This window comes from Streptomyces sp. NPDC029041 (genome assembly GCF_040637515.1).
Taxonomy (GTDB): domain Bacteria; phylum Actinomycetota; class Actinomycetes; order Streptomycetales; family Streptomycetaceae; genus Streptomyces.
Genome location: NZ_JBEZWO010000004.1, coordinates 589025 through 615152 on the forward strand (window position 1 = coordinate 589025; position 26128 = coordinate 615152).

At 69.0% G+C, this 26128-nt stretch carries 19 protein-coding genes; 11 read left to right on the plus strand and 8 right to left on the minus strand.

Annotated elements, in window-relative coordinates; translation table 11 throughout:
* Positions 1-189 precede the first annotated feature (189 nt).
* Together AB0F04_RS13065 and AB0F04_RS13070 are read right to left on the minus strand one after the other, a co-directional pair.
* The gene (locus tag AB0F04_RS13065) at positions 190-993 is read right to left on the minus strand and encodes a hypothetical protein (RefSeq protein ID WP_362040711.1); all 804 of its coding nucleotides are present in this window, start codon (positions 991-993) and stop codon (positions 190-192) included.
* A 134-nt stretch (positions 994-1127) separates the two neighbouring features.
* A complete protein-coding gene (locus AB0F04_RS13070; protein ID WP_362040713.1) occupies positions 1128-1745 on the minus strand; it encodes an RNA polymerase sigma factor in 618 nt (205 codons plus the stop codon).
* A 212-nt stretch (positions 1746-1957) separates the two neighbouring features.
* On the opposite strand from AB0F04_RS13070, the gene AB0F04_RS13075 reads away from it, so the two are divergent.
* Entirely contained in the window at positions 1958-3175 is a 1218-nt protein-coding gene (locus tag AB0F04_RS13075; protein WP_362040716.1) for a peptidoglycan recognition protein, read from the plus strand.
* A 1-nt stretch (position 3176) separates the two neighbouring features.
* Here the strand turns inward: AB0F04_RS13075 and AB0F04_RS13080 are convergent, their stop codons facing one another.
* From AB0F04_RS13080 to AB0F04_RS13095, 4 genes are all read right to left on the minus strand, one after another.
* Positions 3177-3572, minus strand: a complete 396-nt coding sequence (locus tag AB0F04_RS13080; protein ID WP_078956266.1) for a hypothetical protein — start codon at positions 3570-3572, stop codon at positions 3177-3179.
* Between the two features lie 153 nt (positions 3573-3725).
* The gene (locus AB0F04_RS13085; RefSeq protein ID WP_362040718.1) at positions 3726-4280 is read right to left on the minus strand and encodes a hypothetical protein; all 555 of its coding nucleotides are present in this window, start codon (positions 4278-4280) and stop codon (positions 3726-3728) included.
* Between the two features lie 108 nt (positions 4281-4388).
* Positions 4389-4895 carry a hypothetical protein gene (locus tag AB0F04_RS13090; protein ID WP_362040720.1) on the minus strand — a complete coding sequence of 169 codons (507 nt, stop codon included), beginning with the start codon at positions 4893-4895 and terminating at the stop codon, positions 4389-4391.
* Between the two features lie 95 nt (positions 4896-4990).
* A complete protein-coding gene (locus AB0F04_RS13095) occupies positions 4991-6652 on the minus strand; it encodes a glycoside hydrolase family 20 protein (RefSeq protein ID WP_362040721.1) in 1662 nt (553 codons plus the stop codon).
* A gap of 224 nt (positions 6653-6876) precedes the next feature.
* Between AB0F04_RS13095 and AB0F04_RS13100 the strand changes: the two genes are divergently transcribed.
* The 6 genes from AB0F04_RS13100 (at position 6877) to AB0F04_RS13125 (ending at position 11767) form a co-directional block, all read left to right on the plus strand.
* Complete coding sequence (locus AB0F04_RS13100) at positions 6877-7350, plus strand: 2-oxo-4-hydroxy-4-carboxy-5-ureidoimidazoline decarboxylase (protein ID WP_362040723.1); 474 nt, start codon at positions 6877-6879, stop codon at positions 7348-7350.
* Between the two features lie 220 nt (positions 7351-7570).
* Complete coding sequence (gene sdhC / locus AB0F04_RS13105; protein ID WP_031107855.1) at positions 7571-7951, plus strand: succinate dehydrogenase, cytochrome b556 subunit; 381 nt, start codon at positions 7571-7573, stop codon at positions 7949-7951.
* A gap of 5 nt (positions 7952-7956) precedes the next feature.
* Positions 7957-8439: a succinate dehydrogenase hydrophobic membrane anchor subunit gene (locus tag AB0F04_RS13110; protein WP_031107857.1), complete on the plus strand. Its 483-nt coding sequence runs from the start codon at positions 7957-7959 to the stop codon at positions 8437-8439.
* Positions 8440-8458: 19 nt separating this feature from the next.
* Positions 8459-10213 (plus strand): succinate dehydrogenase flavoprotein subunit, encoded by a 1755-nt coding sequence (sdhA, locus tag AB0F04_RS13115; RefSeq protein WP_362040725.1) that lies wholly within the window; start codon positions 8459-8461, stop codon positions 10211-10213.
* Complete coding sequence (locus AB0F04_RS13120; protein ID WP_030842154.1) at positions 10213-10992, plus strand: succinate dehydrogenase iron-sulfur subunit; 780 nt, start codon at positions 10213-10215, stop codon at positions 10990-10992. Before sdhA ends, AB0F04_RS13120 begins: the two co-directional genes overlap by 1 nt.
* A 154-nt stretch (positions 10993-11146) precedes the next feature.
* Positions 11147-11767 (plus strand): Uma2 family endonuclease, encoded by a 621-nt coding sequence (locus AB0F04_RS13125; RefSeq protein WP_362040727.1) that lies wholly within the window; start codon positions 11147-11149, stop codon positions 11765-11767.
* Between the two features lie 639 nt (positions 11768-12406).
* Here AB0F04_RS13125 and AB0F04_RS13130 read toward each other — a convergent pair.
* Both AB0F04_RS13130 and AB0F04_RS13135 read right to left on the minus strand, forming a co-directional pair.
* On the minus strand, positions 12407-12811 hold the full coding sequence (locus AB0F04_RS13130; RefSeq protein WP_362040728.1) for a hypothetical protein: 405 nt from the start codon (positions 12809-12811) through the stop codon (positions 12407-12409).
* A 167-nt stretch (positions 12812-12978) separates the two neighbouring features.
* Complete coding sequence (locus AB0F04_RS13135) at positions 12979-20172, minus strand: polymorphic toxin-type HINT domain-containing protein (RefSeq protein ID WP_362040839.1); 7194 nt, start codon at positions 20170-20172, stop codon at positions 12979-12981.
* 549 nt (positions 20173-20721) lie between these two features.
* Here AB0F04_RS13135 and AB0F04_RS13140 point away from each other — a divergent pair.
* From AB0F04_RS13140 to AB0F04_RS13155, 4 genes are all read left to right on the plus strand, one after another.
* On the plus strand, positions 20722-24210 hold the full coding sequence (locus AB0F04_RS13140; protein WP_362040731.1) for a DNRLRE domain-containing protein: 3489 nt from the start codon (positions 20722-20724) through the stop codon (positions 24208-24210).
* A gap of 199 nt (positions 24211-24409) precedes the next feature.
* Positions 24410-24817 carry a hypothetical protein gene (locus AB0F04_RS13145; protein WP_362040733.1) on the plus strand — a complete coding sequence of 136 codons (408 nt, stop codon included), beginning with the start codon at positions 24410-24412 and terminating at the stop codon, positions 24815-24817.
* Between the two features lie 12 nt (positions 24818-24829).
* Complete coding sequence (locus tag AB0F04_RS13150) at positions 24830-25339, plus strand: DCC1-like thiol-disulfide oxidoreductase family protein (RefSeq protein ID WP_362040735.1); 510 nt, start codon at positions 24830-24832, stop codon at positions 25337-25339.
* A 32-nt stretch (positions 25340-25371) separates the two neighbouring features.
* Positions 25372-26118 carry a TetR family transcriptional regulator gene (locus AB0F04_RS13155; protein WP_344458172.1) on the plus strand — a complete coding sequence of 249 codons (747 nt, stop codon included), beginning with the start codon at positions 25372-25374 and terminating at the stop codon, positions 26116-26118.
* The last annotated feature ends 10 nt before the right edge of the window (positions 26119-26128 follow it).

Below are 26128 nucleotides of genomic sequence, written 5' to 3' on the forward strand. Positions count from 1 at the left end.
CGTGAAGCGCAGGGGTGTGACAGAAAACGCACCCCGGGCGCTGTAGGGAGTACGGGCCGCCGCGCGGCCCGTGCCGCGCGACGGCCGGGGCCTCTCCTGTGGGGGGTGGCGGCCTCGGCCGTTGCCATGGCAGGGAGCGGGGAGAGCACGGCATCACTCGGCAGTGACGGCCCGCGTTCGCCGAATCCCTTACGGGTGACGGCCGTTGGGCCGGGAGCTCTGGTCCTCGCTCCGGCTCCTGCCCGCGCCGGTGTCCGCGTTGTTCCCCGCGCTGCCGTCCGCCTCGTTGCCCGCGCCGTTGTTCGCGGTGGGTGTCACGGCGCCCTCGGGGGCGTTGCCGTTCTTGGAGTCGCCGCCCTTGCCCTGCGGCTCGCCCAGTCGCCCGGCACAGTACGCCGTGACGTTGCTCTCACCGCCCGCGGCGGCCACGAGACGCCGCCAGGCGGTCGCCTCCATCGTCTTGCCCCGCTGCCGGACGTCCTCGTAGGCGCGGCACTGCGCCGCGGTGTCCTGGGCGGGGGTCGGCCGCCCGGGGCGTGCCGGGGCCGGGCCGGGGCCGGTTCCCGGGCTGCGGCTGGGACGGTGGCCACCGCCGGGAGGCTGTCCCGCCGGGTCGTGCGGGGTGCTGCTCGGGGTGGGCCGGCGCTCCGGGGCGTCCTTCGTGCCCTCCCGCTGCGATCCCGCCACTCCGATCGCCGCCACGGCGACCCCGCCCAGCGTGAGGCTGGCGAGCAGCACGGAGAGCGTCGTCTTGAGGTACCGCCCCGGGTGACGCCGCTCGTGAGCCCGCCAGTCGTCCCGGCGCCGGGTCCGCGGGCCCAGGGCCCCGGCGGCGCGGGCGGCCCGGAAGGCGGCCACGGCCCGCTGCTCGCCCTCGGCGTCGACACCGTCCCGGACGAGGGAGGCGACGATCAGCGCCTCCACGCCGGAGTCGAGGAGGGCATGGCGGGAACCACGGCCGGAAAGCCCGCCGTCGCTCGGCCGTTCACCCATGTCCGTTTCCGTCCCTGCTCGATCGATCCCGCTGCCACTCCGGCGCCGGGCCCCAGTACGTCCCGCCGGCCCGCCCTGTTCAGGGCGCCGGGTCCGCGCGACCTGCCGGGCCGTCAGCGAAACCACCGGTTCCGCTACGTCGACTCACCCAGCGTCCGGGGAGCCTCATCCGTCACACTCTCCGCGCCCAGCTGCCCGGCGAGGCGTTTCAGACCCCGGTGGGCGGCCGTGCGTACGGCACCCGGCCGCTTGCCCAGCACCCGCGCGGCGGCGGGGCCGTCGAGGCCGACCACGACCCGCAGCAGCACGGCCTCGGCCTGGTCCCGCGGCAACCCCCGGACCAGCTCCAGGGCCCGCTCGGTGGAGATGGCCTCCAGTGCCTGGTCGTGCGTGCTCTGCGGGCCGGGCAGGTCCAGGACGTCCTGCTCCAGCTCGGACGACCGCGGCCGTACCCGCTGCCGGCGCAGGTGGTCCAGCGCCCGGTGCCGGGCGATGGTCGCCGTCCAGCCGCGGAAGCCGGCCCCGTCGCCCCGGAACCGCCCGAGGTCCCGGGCGATCTGCAACCAGGCGTCGGACGCCACGTCCTCCGCGTCGTCCCCGACCAGACCCCGCAGATAGCCGAGCAGTCCGGGCTGCACGAACCGGTAGGCGGCCGCGAAGGCCGCCTCGTCACCCTGCTGGGCCCGCACCACGGCCTCGCCCAGCTCCCCGTCGTGCGCCTGCCCGCGCCGGGGTTCCGCTCCCTGACCCAAGTACCGTCCTCGTCCGTGCCGAGTGCGCCCTCCCACGGTGATCAGCGCCGGTCCGCGCGGAAGTGTCACAGCCCGTCAGGCGCCGGGCCCGCGCCCGTTCGGGTCAACCCGGCCCGCCGTCCTCGGGAGCCCGGCCCCGCGGAGGTTTCGGCCGAGTGACGCACCGGGGAGCTCTGCTCGCGATGTCACCGCCCACGAAAGGCGAGCGCCGTATGACACACCGCCTCCTGCGCACCGCCGTCGCCACCGCCCTGGCCCTCGGTGCCCTCGGCCTGACCCAGTCCGCCCGGGCCACCCCCTCGGACGGTGTGCACACCGTCCGGGTGCCGGACGGCGACCCCCACGACCGGTCCCTCGCCCCCCGCACCACCGAGCCGTTCAGTCTGATCGGCATCACCTGGGACGACCCGGACGCGGCCCTCGACGGCGACGTCCAGGTGCGCACCCGCTCCCGGGAGAGCGGCGCGTGGACCGCGTGGCGCCCGCTGGACACCGAAGGCCGCACGCCCGAGACCGGCCCCGACCGCGACCGGACCGGCGTGCGCGGCAGCACCCAGCCGCTGTGGACGGGGCCCTCGGACGGGGTCCAGGTGCGGGTGACGGGCTCACGCCTGCCGGAGGGCCTGCGGGTCGAACTGGTCGACCCCGAGGCCGGGTCGGACGCCGTGCACACCGTGAACATCGAGCCGGACGCGGCCGGGCCGGCCGCCGGACCGCTCTCGGCCCCGCGCCCCACCGTGACGTCGCGCTCCGCCTGGGGCGCCGACGAGTCCCTGGTGAAGGACCCGCCCACCCTGACGGGCAGCACGAAGGCGATGTTCGTCCACCACACGGCGGGCACCAACGACTACAGCTGCTCCCAGTCGGCGTCGATCGTGCGCGGCGTGTTCCTCTACCACGTGCAGAGCAACGGCTGGAACGACATCGGCTACCACTTCCTCGTCGACAAGTGCGGCACCGTCTTCGAGGGGCGTGCGGGCGGCATCGACAAACCCGTCCTCGGCGCGCACACCTACGGGTTCAACACCGCGACCAGCAGCGTCTCGGTGCTCGGCGACTACTCCACGGCGGCTACGAACGCGGCGGTGCGCGAGTCGGTCGCGAAGGTCGCGGCGTGGAAGCTCGGTCTCTACGGCATCGACCCGACCGGGACGGTCGTACTGACCTCCGGTGCCGACAACGGCAAGTACAAGCTGGGCCAGAAGGCCACGTTCCACCGCATCTCCGGCCACCGCGACGGCTACCCGACCGAGTGCCCCGGACAGAACCTGTACGACGACCTCCCCGGAATCCGCACCCTCGCGGCGAACCCGGCGAACGCCGCGGACGCCGCGACGACGGGCGCGCCCGCCGCCGAGCCGCCCGGCGGCCCCGTGGGCGTGAACGAGGGTGTGATCGAGGGCGTGATCGAGGGCGTCCGCGCCCGCTGACCTAACGCCGGGGCGCGGTGCTCATCGCGTCCCGGCACAGCAGCCGCAGCGATCCATGGCCGCCGTAGCACCGGCGGGCCTCGTCGATGGGGTCCCACAGGCGCCCGTCGGGGGTGCGGATCCAGTGGTCCCCGCCGGTCGCCCACCATTCGGCACCGGTCTGACGCGCCATCACCTCACCCGCGTACGCGCCGAAGCCGCGCAGCACCTGCTGGACCGCCGCGTCGGGCGCTCCCTCCTGCCGTATCCCCTCGATCATCCGGTCGATGCTCCACAGGCTCTGCGCCGAGTAGTCGAGGCGCAGCCGTGCTCCCTCGCGCATCGTCGCCACTGTGTCCGCCGCCCATCGCAGCGGCTTCGCAGCCGCCGATGGCCTGGTCTCCGCTTGAGTCGTCACATCCCGGAAAGCGCTGCGGCGAAGCGTTTCGTCACCCGGAATCGGCGGCTTCCCCGAAGCGGCGCAGGACCGACCCACCTCACCCAAGGGACAGTCACAGGACTTTCCCAGGAAGGGGGTTTAGGCCGTCCGGGCCGTCGGCTGCGCCGCCCGTCAGCCGCGCCGCCGGCTCCGGCGGGACACCACCGCACGCAGGACCCGCCGTCCCTCGACCGACAGCTCCAGCGCCCGGCGCAGCCCGGCCGGGCCATGTCCGGCCAGCACCTCCAGGACGGTGATCTGGCGGCGCAGTTCGGCGGCGACGAGGGGCGACATGCCCTCCGTACGGCCCTCGCGGCGGGAGTCGACGGACGAGGCCTCGCCCGCGGCGGTGTCCAGGAGCCGGTGGATCTGGAGGGAGGCGACGGAGCAGGCGTCGGCCCACACCCGGATGGCGGCGGCGGACCGCTCGGCGGGAGCGGCCTCGAGCATCCGGTGGGCGAGCACCACCGCCTCGTCCCCGGCGTCGGCCGCGTCCAGCTTGCCGCGCGCCTGCTCCAGCCGTTCACCCCACTCCTCGGCACCGGCGCCGTCGCCGAGACTCGCCCACACCGGTCTGAGGACCTCGTCGTCGCCGCCCAGCAGGGGCACACACCGATCCAAACAAGCCAGCCCGCTCGCGGCCAGCCCGCGTTCGTCGGCCTGCGCGATCAACTCCACCAGGCTCATCCACGCCTCCCTCCGCGGGCCGTCTCCGGGGCCCGATCAGGCCGCTGCCGGCCCTCACCCCTCACGGAACCCGCACTTCCCCTTACTGCGTGCGACGGGCCGGGAGTGTCACAGGGGCACCACGCCCAGCCTGTCGAGGAAGCGGAACAGCAGGTTTTCAGCCAGGGGATCAGGGTCTGAAGTGAGTACGTCCACCAGCGCGTCGGCGTTCACCTCACGCCCGGCCTCCGCGGCCCAGCGCACGGCGTGCCCGGCGGCGTCGCCCGGGTCGAGGAAGTAGTCCTCCAGCGTGAGGCCCTCCCGGTCCGCCCCCAGGTACCCGGCCATCGCGGTGCGCGCCAGACAGGTCGTCCACGCCCCGCTCTCGGGAGCCGCGGCCTCCAGGACGACGCACTCGCTGTTCATGACGTACCCGAAGAGCGCCGGCGCTCCCGTCTCCCGGGCGAGGGCGTTCATGTCGCCGATGTCGCCGTCGCTGCTCGGGTACTCCCAGACCTGCCATCCACCGGGCGCCGAGGCGCGCTGCGTCGGACCGTCCCCGGCCCCCGCCAGCGCGTCCAGCTCCGGCAGCGGCCGCTCCCCCCGGCCCACGACGAAATATCCCCAGTAGCCCATGTCCCGGTTCCCCCCGGCATGTTCGATTGCGGTCGCGTCAGAAGACCACCACAGCCGTACGGGAGTTCGCAGCCATATGGGCCAATTCGTGCCGGTCAGCCGAGCCTGTCCGCCAGCGCCCGGAACTCCGCCCAGGACAGCTCCGGCTCGCCCGGGTCCCAGAGCTTCTGGACGGTCGCCCGCAGAGGCATCCGGATCCCGGCGGCGACCTGGTCCTCGGTCTGGGAGTTCGCGAGGTCGCACCACACCGCGAAGGACCCGCCGAGGATCTGCCCGTCGTAGCGCGCCGGCACGGCCGCGGTGCCGCGCAGCACCCGGGGCGTCCACTGCTCGTAGATCCGCTGCCCCGTCGGGTAGACGAAGGTCTGCGGCTCGCCGAGCACGTAGTACAGGAACTCGTCGTTGTAGTTGATCACCTTGCGGCCCGCCTGGAGGTACTCCAGGGGCTCCCGGGCGCCGATCTCCTTGCCGGTCCAGTAGGCGACCTGGATGTCCTTGGCGGCCTGGACGGACGTCCCGCGGAAGAAGCCGTCGTTCCAGGCCCGCGGGACGCGCTGGTGCCCGCGGACCGTGTCGGCCCGGTCGTTCAGCCAGCCGGTGGTGAGGTCGGCGACCGTGGCGCCGGAGCCGTACTTCTCCCGGGCGGCGGCGGCCAGCTGCGGGAACGACGCCTCCGGGTTCGACCGGGTCAGCGCCTGGTACTCGTCACCGCCGAGGTGCCACGGCCCGCCGGGGAAGAGGTCCGCGTACTCGTTCAGCAGGTCGTCGACGATCTCGGCGCTCTCGGCCTTGGAGATGTCGATGGCGCCCTGCACCGCCGAGCCCTGAGCGGAGCGCAGCTGCAGGTCGGGGTGGGCGTCGAGGACAGCGCCGAGGTGCCCGGGCGAGTCGATCTCGGGGACGATCGTGACGTGCCGGCTCTGGGCGAGGGCGATGATCTTGCGCACCTGTGCCTTGGTCAGATGCTGCTGCGACACGATCTCCGGATGGGAGGAGGACTCGATCCGGAACCCCTGGTCGTCGGAGAAGTGCAGCCCCAGCTGGTTGAACTTCAGATCGCCCAGTTCCCGGATCCGGTCCTCGATCCAGCCGGCCGTGAAGTTCTTGCGCGCGATGTCCAGCATGAAGCCGCGCTGCGGCTTGGCCGGTTCGTCCTTCACGACCCCCTCGGGGGCCGTGCCGCCGTCGTGCGTCTCCTGCTTCAGGGTGCGGGTGCCGTAGAAGACCCCGGTGTCGGTGGGCCCGCCGATCTCCACCCGCCCGTCGCGCACGGTCATCACGTACGACTCCGGGTTCGCCCCCTCGCCGCGGTTCAGCGCCAGCCGCAGGTCCCCGGCCCGCTTGTCGCTCTTCTCGCCCGCGTACGTCATGCCCAGCTCGCCGGCGACCAGCCGCCCCTCGTCGGTCAGCGCCGGATCGTCCACGACCACCCGGTTGCCCTTCTCGGGCTTCCAGCCCGGGCCGCGCGCCGGCTCGTGGTCGCGCACGGCGGGGATGGTGCGGGGAGCCTCGGACAGGGGGTAGGAGCGGGTCGGGCTGGGGGCCGCCTCCGGCGCTCTGTCCGGGGGCGCCGCCGCCGAGGCTCCCCGCGAGGAGCCGGCCTCCGAGGCCGTCGACCCGCCGTCGCCGCCCGAGGCCGCCCAGAGCCCGAGACTCACCCCGGCCGCGACCACGACCAGGGCTACAGCCACGGCCACGACCAGCACCTGCCGCTTGCTCTCCTGCTTCGCCGAAGTCCGGCGCCTGTGCTGACTCACCCAGCCAACCTAAAACCCGGGGCCGCTCGGCGCGCGTCCACCACGCGTGCCGAAACCCTCCCTCCCGGGTGAAATTCGTGCATCCTTCGGACACGTCACGGTCGCACTCGGTAGCGTGACGTCACATCTCTCACACCTTGCCCTGCCGACACACGTGACGCCCACGAGGACCCACGCTGCCCGCGCACCCTGTCCCAGATCTCCCCGGCCGGCTCGCCATACCGGTGGAGCACTTCAACGCCGCCTCGGAGGAGGACCTGCACCAGGCCCTCCTCTCCTGCCTGCGCAGCCTCCGCTGGGCCCGGCGCGTCGCGGACCACCGCCCCTACCCGGACGTGGACGCCCTGCTGGCCGCGGCTGACGAGGCGGCCTACGACCTGGCCTGGCCGGACCTCACGGAAGCACTGGCGGCCGAGCCCCTGCCGACGCTCCCGCCGGGCACCTACTCCGCGGCGCACACCGCCCTCAGCGCGGCCCACGCCGCCTACGAGGCCCGTTTCGGGCACGTGTTCGTCATCTGCCTGGACGGCCTGTCCCCGTCCGAGACCCTGGACCGCCTCCTCGCCGCCATCCGGTCACGATTGACCAACGATCCCGAAGAGGAGCGCGCGGTCGTGGCCGACGAACTCCGGCGCTTGGCGGGCGTTCGGCTGGTCAGCGCCCTGAGGGGCGCGGGGAACTGCGCGAGCAACCACTGACGACGCGCACCCGGCGTCACCACAGACACCCTCGCCCCCGTGGCCGCACTAGCCCACCGGTACCCCTTTGCGTGCCAGTTTGATCACACCCCGGGACCCCGGCGCAGCCCCGCCGCAGCGCCTCGCTACGATGCTGGGGGCCGGTGGACCGTACCCGGCCGGGCCCGACCGACACACCAAGCCGGCGCGGCCCCAATCCCCGCTCCCGGAGGAAACTTCCGTGCCGGCTGGAACGCTGTACCGCGGCCGGGAAGGAATGTGGTCCTGGGTGGCTCACCGAGTCACCGGCGTCCTCATCTTCTTCTTCCTGTTCGTCCACGTGCTGGACACCGCCCTCGTCCGCGTGTCCCCTGAGGCCTACGACACCGTCGTGGCCACGTACAAGACGCCGATCGTCGCGCTGCTGGAGTACGGCCTCGTCGCCGCCATCCTCTTCCACGCGCTCAACGGCCTGCGTGTCATCGCCGTCGACTTCTGGATCAAGGGCGCCCGGTACCAGAAGCAGATGCTCTGGACCGTCGTCGCCCTGTGGGTCGTGCTGATGCTCGGGGCGATCTACCCCGTCCTCGGCCACGCCGCTCGTGAACTGTTCGGGAGCTGACGCCAATGTCCACGACTGACAAGACCGCTGCGGGCGTCGGCCCCGTCGAGGGCGGCGCCGTCTACACCGTCGACAACCCGGCGCCCTTCATCGAGGCCCCGCGGCAGCGCACCAAGAAGACCCCGAAGAGCACCCGGGGCAACTTCGAGCTGGCCGCCTGGCTGTTCATGCGCCTGTCCGGCGTCGTACTGGTCGTCCTCGTCCTCGGCCACCTGCTGATCCAGCTCGTGCTGGACGGCGGCGTCTCCAAGATCGGGTTCGCCTTCGTGGCGGGCCGCTGGGCGTCCCCGTTCTGGCAGGTCTGGGACCTGCTGATGCTGTGGCTCGCCATGCTGCACGGCGCCAACGGCCTGCGCACGGTCATCAACGACTACGCGGAGCGCGCGAACACCCGGCTGTGGCTCAAGGGCCTGCTCTACACCGCCACGGTGTTCACCATCCTGCTGGGCACGCTGGTGATCTTCACCTTCGACCCGAACATCCGCTAGGCACGGGGTTGCGAGAATCATGAAGATCCACAAGTACGACACCGTCATCGTCGGCGCCGGTGGCGCGGGCATGCGCGCGGCCATCGAGTCCACGAAGCGCAGCCGCACCGCCGTGCTGACCAAGCTCTACCCCACCCGCTCCCACACGGGCGCCGCGCAGGGCGGCATGGCCGCCGCGCTGGCCAACGTGGAGGAGGACAACTGGGAGTGGCACACCTTCGACACGGTCAAGGGCGGTGACTACCTGGTCGACCAGGACGCCGCCGAGATCCTGGCGAAGGAGGCCATCGACTCGGTCCTCGACCTCGAGAAGATGGGCCTGCCGTTCAACCGCACCCCGAACGGCACGATCGACCAGCGCCGCTTCGGCGGTCACAGCCGCAACCACGGCGAGGCCCCGGTCCGCCGCTCCTGCTACGCGGCCGACCGCACCGGCCACATGATCCTCCAGACGCTGTACCAGAACTGCGTCAAGGAGGGCGTGGAGTTCTTCAACGAGTTCTACGTCCTGGACCAGCTGATCACCGAGGTCGACGGCGTCAAGAAGTCCGCCGGCGTGGTCGCCTACGAACTGGCGACCGGCGAGATCCACGTCTTCCAGGCGAAGTCCGTGGTCTACGCGTCCGGCGGCTGCGGCAAGTTCTTCAAGGTGACGTCGAACGCGCACACGCTGACCGGTGACGGCCAGGCGGCGGTCTACCGCCGCGGGCTGCCGCTGGAGGACATGGAGTTCTTCCAGTTCCACCCGACCGGCATCTGGCGCATGGGCATCCTGCTGACGGAGGGCGCCCGCGGTGAGGGCGGCATCCTCCGCAACAAGGACGGCGAGCGCTTCATGGAGAAGTACGCGCCGGTCATGAAGGACCTCGCGTCCCGTGACGTCGTGTCCCGCTCCATCTACACGGAGATCCGTGAGGGCCGCGGCTGCGGTCCCGAGGGCGACCACGTCTACCTCGACCTCACGCACCTCCCGCCGGAGCAGCTGGACGCCAAGCTCCCGGACATCACCGAGTTCGCGCGCACCTACCTCGGCATCGAGCCCTACACGGACCCGATCCCGATCCAGCCCACCGCGCACTACGCCATGGGCGGCATCCCGACCAACGTCGAGGGTGAGGTCCTGGCGGACAACACCACCGTCGTCCCGGGCCTGTACGCGGCCGGCGAGGTCGCCTGCGTCTCCGTGCACGGCGCCAACCGCCTCGGCACGAACTCCCTGCTGGACATCAACGTCTTCGGCAAGCGCGCGGGCATCGCGGCCGCCGAGTACGCGCAGAAGGCGGAGTTCGTCGAGCTGCCGGAGAACCCGGCGGAGCTCGTGGTCGCGCAGGTGGAGCGGCTGCGCGACGCCACCGGCAACGAGCGGGTGGCGGAGCTGCGGCGTGAGCTGCAGGAGACCATGGACGCCAACGTCATGGTGTTCCGCACCGAGCAGACGATCAAGACGGCGGTCGAGAAGATCGCGGAGCTGCGCGAGCGGTACCGGAACGTCTCGATCCAGGACAAGGGCAAGCGGTTCAACACGGACCTGCTGGAGGCCATCGAGCTGGGCAACCTGCTCGACCTCGCCGAGGTGATGGCGGTCTCCGCGCTCGCCCGCAAGGAGTCCCGCGGCGGTCACTACCGCGAGGACTACCCGAACCGCGACGACGTCAACTTCATGCGGCACACCATGGCGTACCGCGAGGTCGGCGCCGACGGCTCCGAAACCGTCCGTCTCGACTACAAGCCGGTCGTCCAGACCCGCTACCAGCCGATGGAGCGTAAGTACTGATGGCTACCCCTGTTCTGGACAAGGAAGACGCGGCCGGCAAGCCCGAGCCCGGTTTCGCCGACTCCCCCTACATCACGGTCACCTTCCGCATCCGCCGGTTCAACCCGGAGGTCGCGGCGGAGGCGGTCTGGGAAGACTTCCAGGTGGAGATCGACCCGAAGGAGCGTGTCCTCGACGCCCTCCACAAGATCAAGTGGGACCTGGACGGCACGCTGACGTTCCGCCGCTCCTGCGCGCACGGCATCTGCGGCTCCGATGCCATGCGGATCAACGGCAAGAACCGCCTCGCCTGCAAGACGCTGATCAAGGACATCAACCCCGAGAAGCCGATCACGGTCGAGGCCATCAAGGGCCTGACGGTCCTGAAGGACCTCGTGGTCGACATGGAGCCGTTCTTCCAGGCGTACCGCGACGTCATGCCCTTCCTCATCACGAAGGACACGAACGAACCGACGCGTGAGCGGTTCCAGACGGCCGAGGACCGCGAGCGCTTCGACGACACAACGAAGTGCATCCTCTGCGCGGCCTGCACCACCTCGTGCCCGGTCTTCTGGAACGACGGCCAGTACTTCGGCCCGGCCGCCATCGTCAACGCGCACCGCTTCATCTTCGACTCGCGTGACGAGGCGGGCGAGCAGCGCCTGGAGATCCTGAACGACCGCGACGGCGTGTGGCGCTGCCGCACGACGTTCAACTGCACGGACGCGTGCCCGCGTGGCATCGAGGTCACGAAGGCGATCGCCGAGGTGAAGCGTGCGCTGATCACGCGCCGCTACTGAGCGCTTGCCGCTTGCTCGTGAGGGCCCCGTTTCCGCTGGAGACGGGGCCCTCTGGCATATGCCACACCATCAAATGAACGGGTCCGGGACCGGACGCGCGGACGGTGTCCGACCTACGATGATGCTCTCGACACCAGTTCCCAGGAGGCACCTGATGTCCGCAGCTTCCGTCGAGCAGCCCTTCCACGACGAAGAGCCGGTCACCCTCACGACCATCGCCGACGAGATCATGGAGCGCCATCCGGGCTACCGCGTCGAGATCATCGGAGGCCATCTCCTCGTGACCCCGTCCCCGGATGCACCTCACGCCCGAGCCCTGACCAAACTCATGCGTCCGTTCATCGCAGCAGGACTCGACGACGGCGAAACCGAAGTCCTCCAGAAGGTCGGACTTCGGCTCCCCACGGGCGGCGAGGACTACGCCATCCCCGACCTCGTGGTGGTGGACGCCGACATCGACGACCACCTCGTCGAGAACAACGCCTACGACCCGGCCTGTTTCCGTCTCGTCCTCGAGGTCACCTCCGGCAACTGGAAGGACGACCTCAAGACCAAGGTGGCCGCCTACGCCGAGGCCAAGGTGCCCGTCTACGTCGTCGTGGACCGCAAGCACCGGCGCCTGCACGTCCTGACCGAGCCGGTGGAAAGCGGCTACGAGAACCACCGCCCGCACGCCCCCGGCGAGCTCGTCACCCTCCCCGACTCCATCGGCGCGAAGGTGACCCTCGACGTGTCGGAGATCCTCAGGGCGGGCCGGCCGAAAACGATCGACTGAGCCGCGACGCCCGGAATCGGCCGGATCAGAACTGGTTCGGCCGGCAGTTGTTCCACTCCTGAACGTCCTACATTGGGGCAATCGAAAGCGAATTACACTCGCCACCAATTACCGACCAGAAGTTCCCTGCTAATCGCCGGGTTCGCGGCTCCAGGACTGCTCAAGACCCGACTTTGCCACCCTCGACGCCGCACGCACCTCTTCCCATTCAGCGGCCGCTTTAAGTGCATCTTCGGCCCAAATTTCCTCAGGGCCCGCAGCTACGGACTTGACACTTTCGTTGACCGACTGAAGCAAGAGGTAATCTTCGTCATTCAAAGAAGGAACTCCTCGGCCACGCCCACATCGGCGTCACCGCCGGCGTCTACGCCCACGTACAACTCCGCATCCAGCGTCAGGCCATCGACACCCTCGGCAGCATCCTCGGCCCGACCGACGCCCCGGACGACCCGCCCACCGCAGCCGTCGTCCGCTGACGTTGCCGTCACCGTTGCCGTCAAACGACGGAAGGGGCCCCACCGGAGATCACTCCGGTGGGGCCCCTTTCTCTGCCTTCTTTCCCCAGGAATTACATCGCCCAGGAATTAGAAGAGCCGAAACTCGAACCCGGGCGCATCAAACCATGCACCCCGATGCAATCTACCCGCGCGAAGAAGTGGCGCTCGCCGGGATCTTGTAGGCGGCCGCAAGGCTCTTATCGAAGATCACGAGCAGAGCATCGGGCATATACGTGAATCCCGCACCCTCAGCCTCACCTAGTGCAATGACTAGGTTCGACCCATCAGGGAACCCGAAGTTGTAGGCCCAAGGCATCTCTGGGCATCCCTCGTTAGGGATATGCCAGGCGATTCCGATACTCACGATCGGCGCACCCAAGAACCTCCCCCAATCGACGTGGTCACTCACGTCGATTGGATCCCCGGGCAGACTGGTGCCCGCTTCTCCGGGACTGCTGAATTCAATCGCCATGCCTTCGTTGACGCCATCCATTGCCCAGGACAGAACCAGCACGGCCCCGCTCTCCATGCCCAGCTCAACGGCCATGTCGACTTCGTGAGCACGATCTTCCCTATGCCCTTCGGGCCAGCCCTCCCCCCGCGGCGCCACGTAGCGAACCGTTCTCACGGCCTCACCCGAGACAGCCTCCCGGAGTTCAGCGAGCCCAGCATCGCTACGGGCCAGAGCATCCCACGGGTTGATTACCAACATTTCTAATACCGCCCAAAGTACTGGAACTGGCCATTGGCATCGAAGGTTGCCCCGATCCCGCGTCCACCAGCGGGGTCCGGCATGATATACCGCGTCCCGCCAGCGAAGTTTCCGGAATTTACAGGAGATGTAGCAGTTTTCGGGTTGGTCAGAATGTCGTCCAACAGTTCCTGACCGGCAGACTTCAACTGCTTCCCTGGAACCACGGGAAGATCCCCACGGTTCATATGCTTCTGATATTCGCGTCCCGCATGAGTCGTGTTCCCCTTAGCGGGACGCATCCCACTCTGCGAAAGAGCATCCAGATCGGGACCACACGGAGTGGAATTGTGAACGAGTACCGGCGTCTCCCCCGCCAGCACATAGTACGTATGCAGGTCGTCAACCGTCAGGTTGTACGTCCGGGCGTGCTTGGTGAACGGTCGGTTGCCCGTGACGATGACCGTGTCGCCCTCGTCGGTGAGCAGGGTCATGCCCGGCCTGAGCTCGCCTGCCTCGATCCAGTCCTGTTCGGACGGGGACCAGAAGGGGTGCTCGTGGGTGGCGGTGAGGTGGTCAACCCCATCCTCGGTGGCGATGGACAGTTCGGCGAAGTGCTTGTCAGACTCGGTCCGGATGAGCCGGGTCACCTTTCGGGGGCCGGTCTCCCCTGTGGTGGGATCGGTGGCCTGGACCATGTCGCCGACTGCGACATCTTCGATGTTCTTGCGGGTGCCGTCCGCCATGAGGACATCGGTTCCGGCCAGGAAGCATTTACAGCCTGCGGCTACTCCCTTGCCCGCCCTGCCTCCGGGGATGAGGGCATAAGCGAGGCTTTCCCACCTCTTGCCCCGCTCATACGATTCGGCATCGTCCAGACACTTCTGGAAGTTCTGGACGCAATAGTTGGCGGCGATGCGCTTGGCCTCTGCGACGTCGTCGCTCTTCAGGAGGAACTTGTACGCCTGGCGGCAGCCTTCCCGCCCGAAGCACACGTTGTTTGTGCCGCTCTCCTCGACGATGGGCGTTTTCCAATACGTTCCGTCCGGGAAGCGTCCGTTCGGCCCGTGTTCGTAGAAGAGATCCAGCAGCCGCTGAGAGTCGTTCGTTGCAGGGGTGTGAGTCTTTACCCACCCGGCTTCTTGCTTGCAGCTGTAGTAGCAGCCCCCCGGACCCGTGCCGCCCCTGGGCACGCCGGGCCCCCTCGGGTTCTGCGGCCCCGTGGGGCCACCGTCGCGGCGCGGCTCGCTGTGGCCCGATCCGTCATCGATCCACAACCCTGTGGGGTCGGAGTGTGAAACCGGGCTGTTGTTGGCGTAGGCGTACCCGTTCATCTGGAGTGGGTCCGCTATGTCGATGATCGGGTCGGCTGAGAGGAAGCGGCCCGAGGTCTGGTCGTATTCGCGGGCGCCTATGTGCGTCAGGCCCGTGGCCGTGTCGTCGACGCCGACACCCAGGTAGCCGCGCTTGTTGGGCCATGTGGAGGGCTTCGCACCACGGCTCTCGCCGTACGGCTTGAACGCGCGGCGGGTGACCGGCTGGCCGGCCGTGAGGTCGACCGAGGTGTTCGCCGTGCCCAGGTGGTCGGCGAGCAGCGTGCTGATCTTGTGGCCTGTCGTCGAGCCGTTGGTCGTCGTGCGGACCACCGTGGGGGCGCCGGCCTGGCCGTAGGAACGGGAGGCTCGGGTGATCGTGCCTGCCGCACTGGTCGTCACTTCGGCCTCGCCGAGGTACAGCGTCGAGCCCGTCGGTGAGTTCTCGAGGAGACGGTTGCCGTCGGCGTCGTAGACGTACGTCGTCTTCTTGCCGTCGTCCGTGATGGAGTCGAGCTTGTTCTCCGGCGTCCAGCCCAGGGTCTGCGTCGTGTTGTACAGGTCTCGGGCTGTGGTGTTGCCCGTGGCGTCGTAGGTGTAGGCGCTGCCCTTGCCCGTCGGGGTGGAGCTGATCCACGTCATCGTGTGCGGCTGGGATTTGTACGCCGTCGTGCCGCTGCCCGCGACCGTCTTGCCGTAGCCGTAGGAGTACGTGATGTTCTTCGTCGCGTCGGCGGGGTCGTGCTCCATGAGCGTCGCGCGGTTGCCGAGCCAGTCGAAGGTGGTCGACTGGCGGTACGCGGTCGTGCCCGTGGCCACCGTGTCCGGGGCCGGGGCCGCCGCGGCGAGTGTCGAGGCGAGGGAGTCGTCGGGGGACGAGGTGTCCGATTCCGCGTCCGCGGCGTCGGCGACCGGGCCTGAGGAGATCGCGTAGGTGGTGCGGTGGCCCCACGTGGTGCCGTTCGCCGACTTACAGCCCGTGCCGCCGCCGGTCGGTTCGATCTTCGACGTCCAGGCGTGCGTCAGTTCGCCCATCACGTCGTAGGTGAAGCACTGGGTGTCCCACGTGCTGCCCGTCGCCTCACTGAGCTTGCGCGCGTTGGAGGTGATGGTGCCGGTCGCGTCGTAGGAGTAGTAGCTGTCCGTGATGCGGTGCGGGCCCGCCGTCTCCCGGTCCGCGACCGTGCGCTGGAGGCGGCCGGTGTGCGGGTCCACGAAGTTGGTGGTCCAGACGCGGTTCGGCTGTGCGCCCGAGACCGTGCGCAGCACCTCCCCGTAGGGCGAATAGGTGGCGTCGGCCGTGTACCACGTCAGGCCTGACGTCGACTCGGGCATGCCGTCACCGTTGTAACGCGTGACGATCTTTTCCTTGGCCAGGCCGCCGACGGCCGGCAGGGTGACCGACTGGGGCTTGCCCGTCGGGGTGTACGTGTACGCGTAGGGGTAGGTGCCGGCGAGTCCCGTGGTCATCGAGTTGGCCGGGATGACCGTTTCGCTGCCGGTGACGCGATATTCGGAGTCGTAGCCCGTGACGCGGTTGACGTAGTCACCGCTGTCGGTGTGCCGCTTGGACGACGTGGCTTGGCCGATACCGCCGGGGGCTTCGTCGTAGGTGTACTCCTTGACCGGGGTGGCGCCTGCCGATCCCTGCCGGACGTATCTGGGCCGGCCGAGGACGTCGTACTCGGTGAAGGTCTCCTGGCCGCGCGCGTTCCGGACACGGTTCGGCCGGTCCGCGGCGTCGTACCAGGTGTCCGTGGTCCCCGTGTCGGGGTCGGTGGCGGACGTCACCCGGCCGCGGGCGTCGTAGGTGTAGGACCAGACGTTGCCGGCGGGGTCCGTGACCTCGTCGCGATTGCCTCGTGCGTCGTAGCCGTACGTGGTGGTGCGGCCCGCGGTCGCACTCGAGGCGTCCTGGGTGAAGTGCCTGACGGATGTGGTCCGGCCGAGGGCGTCGAAGTAGGTGCGTGTCCTCGGGGCGGTGGAACCGGGCGGGTTCACCGTCTTGCTGACGGCATCGTAGAACGTGAAGGTCGCGTACTTGTAGCCGCCGCCCTGGTACACGGAGGCTCGGGCCTCGCGCTCCAGGCCGTCGTAGCGGTACTGGGTCCAGGACGGGATCAGCGAGGTGGATCTGGGCCTGAAGAGCGCCGTGTCCGGTTCGCCCTTGGCCAGATAGGTGCCGGTCTTCTCGGCGACCAGGCCGTGGTCGTTGTATTTGGTGTCGACGACGATCCGGCCGGATCCGTGGGCCTCGGCCTGTTTCTGCACTTCACGCGTCAGACCGTCGTAGAGCGTGACCTCTTGGCTGTAGGAGCCGTCGTCCTTGAGTGTTCCCACCGTCACTGCGGCAGGCTTGTTCGCGCCGGCTGTGGCGGTTGCCGGCTGATACGAGACGAGGACGTTCGGGGACTTGCCACCAGAGGCGCGGGAAGCCGTCCAGCCCTTCACGAGACGGCCGAGCGCGTCGTACTCACTGCGTGTCGTGCGGCCGTTGGCATCGGTGACCGTCAGCGGCAGGCCCCGGCCGGGGTCGTAGGTCGTGGTGACGGTGTGGCCCTTTGCGTTGATCGTCTTTGTCATGGTGACCGGGCCACCGGTCTCGGGCGTGTATCTCGTCTCCGAGGTGCCCGCGCCCGGCTTGGTGACTGTGCGGACGCGCCCGAGAGCGTCGTACGTGGTCTCGGTGGCGACCGAGTACGAGGTTCCCGTGCCGTCGGTCTCGGCCACGATGGTGGGCATGCCCCTGGTCGGCGTCGCGCCGTGCGCCAGCTTGTCGTAGCTGTACTGCCGGGCCGACTTCAGTTCGGTGGCCGGATCGGCGGTGGCGTAACCGGCGCAGGACGTGCCGGTGATGCGCTGTTCCTTGGGCAGGCCGATGAGCCAGGCCGTGGTGTTGTGCAGGTAGGACGTCTTGGTGCAGCTCTGGTCCGAGAAGCTCTCGGAGGAGCCGCTCGGCTTCACGACGGCTGTCTCGACCTGGACGGGCAGCCCGTAGGTATCGTCCGGCGTCGTGAGGGTGCGGACGGCTCGCCAGCTCGATCCGATCTGTTGGATCTCGTCCGATCGTTTGATGCCCGTGCGGTGGGCGAGCAGCGGATCGGCGGTCGTCGCGTCCTCGTTCTCACGGGTGCGGGACGCGGTTTCCTTGGACCAGGGGAAGTTCAGCGTGCGCTGGGAGACCTCGCCGCCCGAGTCGACATAGGCGATGGTTTCGGCGGTCATGCCCGCGTATTGCGGTTGGTCGTCAGCCAGCAGCGTGTACTTGCTCTCGGAGTCCTTGACCTCGCCGCCGGTGCCCAGGAAGTAGCGCGACACCGACTTCGACTGGGACTGGGGAACGCCCGGCTCCGAGCTGGTCTTGCTGCCCTTCCGGACCGTGACCTGCCGGTGCCCCCGCCAGTCGCTGTACGTCCGCAGGGCGGGACGTGTGAACTCGTCGTCGCTCTTGGCCCACGCCGGGCCGGAGTACGAGTACATCGTGACGGTCGGTTTGCTGTGCGAGGTGACCTTGTCGGTCTCGGTCACGGACGCGACGACGTACTTGTTGAACCAGGACTTCGCCGGAGTCTTCTCGTCTCCGTCGGGTGACCAGCGCACCGGGTAACAGGTGCCGTTGTTCTCGCCCTTGTCCTCGGAGGGTTCACTCGCGCACCCGCCGGTGTACTCGACTTCGATGTCGCCGCCGTGCTCGGTGGAGACCGTTCCGATGCGTGGACGGGTGAACGCGGGGCGCTGGTCGCTCTTGCCGGTGAGCACCAGGTTGGGCAGCTGGCGGTCCTTGAGCCGGGCGTGCAGCGGCGACGAGGCTCCGACCTTGTAGGGGGCGAAGCTGATGCCGTCTTTCGACTGGAGGGTGCCGGTGGTGTCTGCCGGGCCGTACCCGGTGCGGGTGATCGAGTTGAGCCAGAGGCCGGGTGAAGTGTCGTACCAGTCCTCCGGGAACGACTGGTGCAGGGTGTAGGTGTCCACCTTGCCGAGGCCGGTCTGTCCGGGACGCGCGGCCTTCGTGGTCACCGTGTCCAGGCGGAGTTGCGTCCAGAACGAGGGGAACGACGGGCAGAGCTTGGAGGTGGACTTGCAGTTGAGGTTGCCCGGCGTGTCCCACCAGGGCCGGTAGGCACCCGGGTCGTCGGTCTTGGCGAAGTTCGCCGCGTCGCACGCCGACTCGGATCTCAGGCACCGCTGCTTCGCCCCGAAGGTGACGGTGGCCGACGGCGTGGTGAGGGTGTCCGGGCGCATGCCGTACTCGATCGAGGTCGGGTAGGCGTAGCGGTCGTACTGCTCCGGTGACTTGAACTTCTTGCGGACGGCGTAGTGGTTCGTCTCCTGCTTCCAGTTGACGATCATCGTGTTGCCGTTGACGTCGACGACCTTGTCGAGGCCCCAGCGCCAGGCCTGCTGCTTGCCGGAGCCGCAGCGCGAGTCGGCGAAGGCATCGGCGTGACACGGTTCCCCGGGATGGTTGCCGAAAACCGGCACGGTGGAGACGGAGGACGTGTCGGCGTGACCTCCGCCGACGCTGTTCTGGCCGTAGTAGTACTTGGTGCCGTCCGACGTGGTGACGACCCAGTACTCGCCGTTGTTATCGTCGTTGCTTCCGCCGACGCGGTGCTCGATCCGGGTGCCGTCGTCCTGCTGGGGACGGTAGATCTCCGTGTCCTTGTCCGGGTCGCTGCCGGAGCCCGCGTCGCGTACCAACTCGGTGGTCCGGCCGCCGAGGGACATCACCGCGTTGTAGGAAACCCAGCACAGGTCGGACGTCTTGTCTTTCTTGGCGGTGTTGTTGGGTGTCCCCACCTTGAGGGCCTTGCGATCGTCCCGGCAGGAGCGGTAGCGGCGCTCGATGTGGCCCGGGTCGTAGGACCAGCCCTCACCGATCCAGGAGGCCTGGGGCGAGGAGACCGCGGTACGCCCGTCCACGGTCTGCGAGCTGTAGTTGAAGGAGATCGTCGGTGCGGGGCCCGCCGGCGGGCTCGGCACGGTCAGCGGATAGGACCAGTTGAAGGCGCCGGAGGAGCCGCCCGCCTCCCACTTTCCGTCGGAAGCGAGCGGCGTCGCCTTGAAGGTGCCGCCGCCGCTGTTGCCTGAGTCGACCACTCCGACGACCGCGGTGCTTCCTGCGGCGGCCGCGGGAATCGCCGTGGACGCGCGCCGGTAGGACGCCTGCATCACACCGGAGGAGCCGCTGCGGGTGGAGGGGGCGGCAGCAGGCGTGACCGTCCCGTCCGCGGCCGGATCGACAGTGGCCGTAAGGGACTTGGCCGCCGTGTCGTTGGTCGTCTCCAGTTCCTCGTACGTCTGGCACGCCTCGTCGTCCGGCGTCGTCCAGTAGCAGTCGGGGAACATGACGAAGCTCAGCCGGGACGCCCAGTCCGCGCCGTAGAGGTTCTTGAACTTTGCGTAGTCCAGCTTGACCGAGACGGGCACCGAGCCGTTGTCGGGTGCCTGGACCAGCAGGAGGCCGCCTTCCACTCCCTGGGCGACCGGGGAGGCCCGGTCCGGGATGGTGACCTGCCAGGTGCCGGTCGGCGCGGGCTGGTCGGGGGCTTGGCCCAGGCTGACGGGCAGTGACCCGACTGGGTTCAGAGCAGCCGACTCGGCGGTGGCCGCGGCGGTTCGGACCGACGCGGGCGTCGGGGCGGAACCGAAGGTGACCGTGCCGGTCTGGTTGGAGGGCGGATTGATGGTGCCCGTCGGGGCAGCGAGCAGATCGTCGGGAACGTCGGCCTTCAGTGTGCTGAGGTGTCGGCTGAACTCGCCGCCCGGAACCGGCTCGTCGCGTTCCAGTTCCTCGAGCGTCAGTGATTCGCGCCCGACTTCCTCCCTGGCCGGGTCCGGGGGAAGGGCGAGCGCCGGCACGGGCAGCAGCCCCAGCAGCAGTGCGGCAGCGGTCACCGGCACGGCGGTACGCGCCAGGCGCGGCTTGCGGGCATGCGAAAGTCGATCGAACACGGCGAGGTCCCCCCGGACCACTGGAGCGGGACCGGCTACGGACCACGCGTGACGACGTATCAGACAGCAGAAGATTCTGTGATCACCCTGTGAAGGAAAGCCAGAGGTGACGCTTCGCTGTGATCATCATCACGGAATGTAGCGGGCGGTTACGCAACGAAAGGAGGTCAACCCGGGAAAGCGCTGCACGGCGGAACAGTTCCGCCCCTCAGTGGTGTTTTTCGCATGTATAAGACAGGCGCCCGCAAAGCGGCTTACAGAAGAACACCTCTAGGGCCGGTTCATCCCTTTTTGTAGACACGCGCCGAAGTGGCTCTCCATGCCTTACCGGGCTCTCGTGCCTTCTATACGAATGTCCGGTCACCGGCTCTCATGTCGGGCCCCTCGAATCTCCACAGGGTGACGACAGATTCCCCATGGGTCATCATCGGCTCGCCCGGCTGCGCCCAGTCGCACGCCGGATTCCAGGGGGAACTACGGGGGAAGGGAACCCGCCCGATGACGCGCAACTGGCGCTCGAGGCCCGGCCGTCGAGGTGGTGTGGCGCTGCTCGCCACCGCAGTCGCCACCACCGGCATCGTCTACGCCGGACTACGACTGGACGGTGGTCCCGCACCGGACAGCCGCGACCACCGGTCGGGCTCGAGCACCGTCACGGAAGCAAACGCCCTCAAGCAGGCGGCGCGAACCGGGAAACCCGTCGAGGTCACGGCCGACCGCACCGCCCGTTCCACGACGTGGGCCCGCCCGGACGGCTTGATGGCCAAACAGCTCCGCTCCACGCCCATTCGCGCCAAGGTGGACGGTGAGTGGAGGAAGATCGATCCGAATCTGCGCCGCACGGGGAGCGGGTGGGAGCCAAAGGCCACCAACACCCGCATGGTGTTCTCGCCCGGGTCCGAAAAGCAGGGCGGGCAGCGTGCTTCCCGCGCCACGGTGCGACGCGTGTCCCTGGTACGGCGGACAGTCGCTGACGCCACCGAGAATCCGCTGGTCACTCTGTATGTCGGTGCCGGCAGCGAGTACAAGATCCAGCTCACCTGGCCCGGCCCCGTCCCGACACCGATCATCGACGGCAACCGCGCGCTGTACCCCGAGATCTTCCCCGGTGGAGACCTCGTGCTCACCGCCGACGACGACGGATTCGGACAGCTGATGGTGCTGAAGAACCGTCAGGCGGCATCCGACCCGCACGTCCGCCAGTTGGTCTACGGCCTGCACTCCGCCCAGCTGACCTTCCGTCTCGACCCGGTCACCGGAATCGTCAGCGCCGAGAACGCCGATGACGAAGAAGTCGCGATGTCGCCCACCCCGCTGATGTGGGACAGCAGCGGGCAGCCGGCCATCACCGATGGCGGTGTCGGAGCGACGGCCCAACCGACCGGATCCGAGACCCCCGACCCGGCGGACACGGGCGGGCTTCCCGACGAAAGCCCCTCCCCTACCTCCGAAGAGGAAGCTGTCGAGTCCGACGAGCAGAGCGACACGGACGTCGAGGTGCTCCCTTCTGCGAGCGACGGTTCTGTCCCTGAAACGGCAGAGTCGCCGCTGCCCTCCGCGCCGGCGGAGCCGACTCCGGCACCGTCGCAGTCGGGTTCCGCCGCGACGCTCGGTCTGCCGTCCCTGGAGGGTCCTTCTCCCGACTCACGGGGTGAACTCGTCGAGGCGGACCTGTCCGCCGGGCAGTGGAAACTCACACCGGACAAGGATTTCCTCGACGACCCGGCCACGACGTACCCGGTGTTCATAGACCCGTCCGTCAAAAAGCACACTCAGGACTGGACCACCGCCTACAACCGCCACCCCAACGCCACGTTCTACAACGGGAAAGGCTTCAACAAGGGCGGCACCCACGAGGCGCGCGTGGGCTTCGAGTCCGACACCTGGGGGACCTCCCGCTCGTTCTTCAACATTGCCTTCGACAAGGACCTCAAGGGCACGAAGATCACCAAAGCCAAGTTGCGGCTGCTCGAGTCCTACTCCTGGTCCTGCAGCGCCCGTTCGATGAGTGTGCACCTCACCGGAGAGATCGACTCGCACACCAACTGGAAGAACGCCCCCAAGCTCCACGATGGCAACAAACTGGCGACCAAGAGCTTCGCGCACGGCTACAAGTCCGGCTGCCGGGACGCCTTCGAGACCTTCGACGTGAAGAAGGGTGCGCAGAAGGTGGCGGACAAGGGTGACGACAACATCACCTTCGGGTTGCGCGCTCGCGACGAGAATTCCCAGTACGCATGGAAGAAGTTCCACGCCAATCAGGACTACGCACCTGTCCTCGAGCTGGTCTACAACCGTCGGCCCTCTGTCGTCTCGAACTCGCTGGACATGGGTCCGGACGGCAAGTGCACCACGACCAAGCCGTACGTTCGCATGGGTTCCGGTGCCCTGACCTTCACCGCGAAGGGCACCGACAAGGACAAGAACCTGGACTACCTCGACTTCGACCTCTGGCCGACCGGACAGTGGAATTCCGCCGGAGATCTGCTCGGCTCGACCGGCAAGGTGTCCGTAGGAGGCGATACCGGCACTGCTCTGCGGTCGACGAAGGAGTTCTCCACGAGCAAACTCAAGAACGGGACCACGTACTCGTGGCGGGTCCGGGCCATCGACGATGCCGGCACGACGTCGCCGTACTACCCGGTGAAGGCACCCTGCCGGTTCGTGCTGGACACCTCCGCTCCCCGGCCGCCCGTGGTCAGTTCCACCGATTACCCCAACGCGGACGGAAACCAGAACGGCTTCGGCAATGACGCCGAGGACGCCAACTGGTCGGCCAAGAAGTTCGGCACACCTGGGTCGTTCACCGTGCGGGCCCTGAACAGTGACGTCGTGCGCTACGAGTACGGCTTCAATTCGGCCACCTACACGGGCAGTGTCGGGCGGACGAGCGGTACGGCGACAAGCGTAAGTGCCGCTCTGTCCGGGGCAAAGCCTCCGACTGCCGGGCCCAACGTGCTCTACGTCCGGGTCATCGACGGCGCGGGCAATCCCTCTGATCCCACAAAGTACTTCTTCTACGTCTCCCCGCGGGACCAGGCCGACAGCCCCGGCGACTTCACCGGCGACAAGCTGCCCGACCTCATGGTGGTGACCGAGGGCGGCAACCTGGCCATGTACCCGTCCCAGGCCGACAAGGACGATCTCGCCAAGGGCACCGGCGACCTGGACTACTCGATGGCCGGGGCCTATCGGTCCAACCCGGACAAGGACCCCAACGGAGACGACCTGCCCCCGTACGTCCCGGCGCCGTCAGGGCACTTCAAGGGAGCCCTGATCACTCACAACGGCGATATATACGGCGGTGACGGACTGCAGGACCTCGTCGTCCGCCTCGCCGGCAAACTCTGGGTCTACCCCGGGGACGGCTATGGTGCCGTGAACGTCGACCGGCGTCAGGAGATCCTTCTGCCGGAAGGGGCGCCCGCCCCCGTCGACTTCACTCAGATCGTCTGCGCGGGAGACGTCACAGGAGACGGCCGCCCCGACTTCTTCGCCACGGTGCGGAACAGCGCCGGCACCGACGACGAACTATGGGCCTTCACCGGCTACCACGGCGCAACGGTGGACCAGGCCGTCCGCCTCAGCTCCTCGGCGTGGAAGGAGCGCGACCTGGTGGTCGCGCAGGACGTCTCCGGTGACGGCGTGACCGACCTCGTCTACCGATCCGACGTGTCCGGTAAGTTGTGGCTGCGCAAGGGCGTCGCCGCATCCGGTGGGGGAGTCAATCTCAACTCGCTGGCGACGGCGGCGAACTCCTCAGGCGGTGAGGACAACGAGTACGGCGCCTCCGGCTGGGCGAGCAGCGCGAAGCCACACCTGATGGGCACCCCGAGCGCCGACGGCGACACCATTCCTGACATCTGGGCCGTCCTGGCCGATGGATCCGTGCGCTTCCATCCGGGCGGCAAGACCGCTCTGAGCGGCTCGGGTACGGAGGTCATCGCCCGGGCCGACTATTGGAAGACGCGTATCGACATCGGGTGACGCGGCGGGGCACGGGCCGGGGCGGACTCTCCTGGAGGAGTCCGCCCTGGCCCTTTTCACAGCTCGATCTCCCTTTGCGGGTCTCCAACCGCACCAGGCACCCCTGACGACCACCGCCGCCCACGTGTTGAACATGTTCAAAAGTAGGTCTAGAGTCATCCCCGACAGCGTTTTGAACGTGTTCAAGAAGGGTGGGGCAATGGACCGCACGGTCGTCGCCTACGTCATCTACCTGCTGGTCAGCATCGGCCTGACGGTCTGGGTGGCCCGTACGCTCAGCCGGAACGGGAAGGTGTTCCTCGCCGACGTGCTGCATGGCAACGAGAAGCTCGCCGACGCCGTCAACCACCTGCTGGTGGTCGGCTTCTACCTCGTCAACCTCGGGTTCGTCGCGCTGTACCTGAGCGGCGACGGGACCATCACCGACGCCCGCGGCATCTTCGAGGCCCTGTCGACCAAGCTCGGCGTGGTGCTGCTCGTGCTCGGCGTGATGCACCTGGGCAACGTCTACGTGCTCAACAGGATCCGGCGCCGGGGTGCCATGGAGCGCGAGCAGGTGCCGCCGGTCCCGCCGCAGGGCTGGGTCGCCCCGCAGCCGCAGGCCTGAGCGGAGAACCACGTGAACGCCACCGGCACGCCCGCGGCCGCCCCGGTCCGCCGGCTCACCGTCCTGTACGACGCCGAGTGCTCCCTGTGCGCGTTCCTGCGCGACTGGCTCCTGCGGCAGCCGAAGCTGGTGCCGCTGGAGCTGGTCCCGGCCGCCTCCGAGGAGGCCCGGCGGCGCTTCCCCGGCCTCGACCACGGCGCCACCCTCGACGAGATCACCGTCGTCGGCGACGCCGGGCAGATCTACCGGGGCCCGGCCGCCTGGGTGGTCACCCTGTGGGCGCTGCGCGAACACCGGCCGCTGGCCCACCGGCTGAGCACCCCGGCCGGTGCCCGGCTGGCCAAGGGCGCGGTGCTCGCCGCCGCCAAGTGGCGCGGGGCGCAGTGGCACCGGGGGCAGGGCGGCGGGGCACAGTGGGGCGGCCAGGTGTACCGGCGCGCGGACGGCTGGTCGTACGACCCCGGCAGCGGCTGGAGCCACACCGCGCCGGGCTGCGCCGACGGCACCTGCGCCCCCCGGTAGCGGCCCCGGCGCTGACGTTAGGCTCTCTTCCCGTGTCCGCGAAGAACGACGGCCCCGACGACGGCGCCCTCCCCACCAAGTCCGAGCAGACCCGCGCCCTGATCCTGGAGACGGCCATGCGGCTGTTCCAGGAGCGCGGCTACGACAAGACGACGATGCGGGCCATCGCCAAGGAGGCCGGGGTCTCCGTCGGCAACGCGTACTACTACTTCGCGGGCAAGGAGCACCTGATCCAGGGCTTCTACGACCGGATCGCCGCCGAGCACCAGGTGGCGGTCCGGGAGATCCTGGACCGGGAGCGCGACCTGGAGGCCCGGCTCGCGGGGGTGCTGCGGGCCTGGCTCGACATCGCCGCGCCCTACCACGAGTTCGCGGTGCAGTTCTTCAAGAACGCCGCCGACCCGGACAGCCCGCTGAGCCCCTTCTCGCCCGAGTCGGAGCACGCGCGCGAGGAGGCCATCAGCGTCCACCGGGAGGTGCTGGCCGGGGCCACGAAGACCAAGGTGCCCGAGGAACTGCGGGACGTCCTGCCCGAGTTGATGTGGCTGTCCCAGATGGGACTCGTCCTGTACTGGATCTTCGACCGCACCGAGGGACGCGAGCGCAGCTACCGGCTGGCCGAGCGCGGCGCCCGGCTCACCGCGCGGGGCGTGGCCCTGGCCCGCTTCCGGGTGCTGCGGCCGCTCGTGCGCGAGGTGCACGAGCTGTTCACGGAGTTCCTGCCGGGGATGACCAACGCCATCCCCGATCCGGCGGCACGGCGGCGCACCGACTCCTGACGGCGGGGCG

Coding starts and splice junctions, on each gene's coding strand:
- AB0F04_RS13065 (WP_362040711.1), bottom strand. CDS start 993: ATGGGTGAACGGCCGAGCGACGGCGGGCTTTCCGGCCGTGGTTCCCGC.
- AB0F04_RS13075 (WP_362040716.1), top strand. CDS start 1,958: ATGACACACCGCCTCCTGCGCACCGCCGTCGCCACCGCCCTGGCCCTC.
- AB0F04_RS13085 (WP_362040718.1), bottom strand. CDS start 4,280: ATGAGCCTGGTGGAGTTGATCGCGCAGGCCGACGAACGCGGGCTGGCC.
- AB0F04_RS13090 (WP_362040720.1), bottom strand. CDS start 4,895: ATGGGCTACTGGGGATATTTCGTCGTGGGCCGGGGGGAGCGGCCGCTG.
- AB0F04_RS13110 (WP_031107857.1), top strand. CDS start 7,957: ATGTCCACGACTGACAAGACCGCTGCGGGCGTCGGCCCCGTCGAGGGC.
- sdhA (WP_362040725.1), top strand. CDS start 8,459: ATGAAGATCCACAAGTACGACACCGTCATCGTCGGCGCCGGTGGCGCG.
- AB0F04_RS13120 (WP_030842154.1), top strand. CDS start 10,213: ATGGCTACCCCTGTTCTGGACAAGGAAGACGCGGCCGGCAAGCCCGAG.
- AB0F04_RS13125 (WP_362040727.1), top strand. CDS start 11,147: ATGTCCGCAGCTTCCGTCGAGCAGCCCTTCCACGACGAAGAGCCGGTC.
- AB0F04_RS13130 (WP_362040728.1), bottom strand. CDS start 12,811: ATGGCCGTTGAGCTGGGCATGGAGAGCGGGGCCGTGCTGGTTCTGTCC.
- AB0F04_RS13140 (WP_362040731.1), top strand. CDS start 20,722: ATGACGCGCAACTGGCGCTCGAGGCCCGGCCGTCGAGGTGGTGTGGCG.
- AB0F04_RS13145 (WP_362040733.1), top strand. CDS start 24,410: ATGGACCGCACGGTCGTCGCCTACGTCATCTACCTGCTGGTCAGCATC.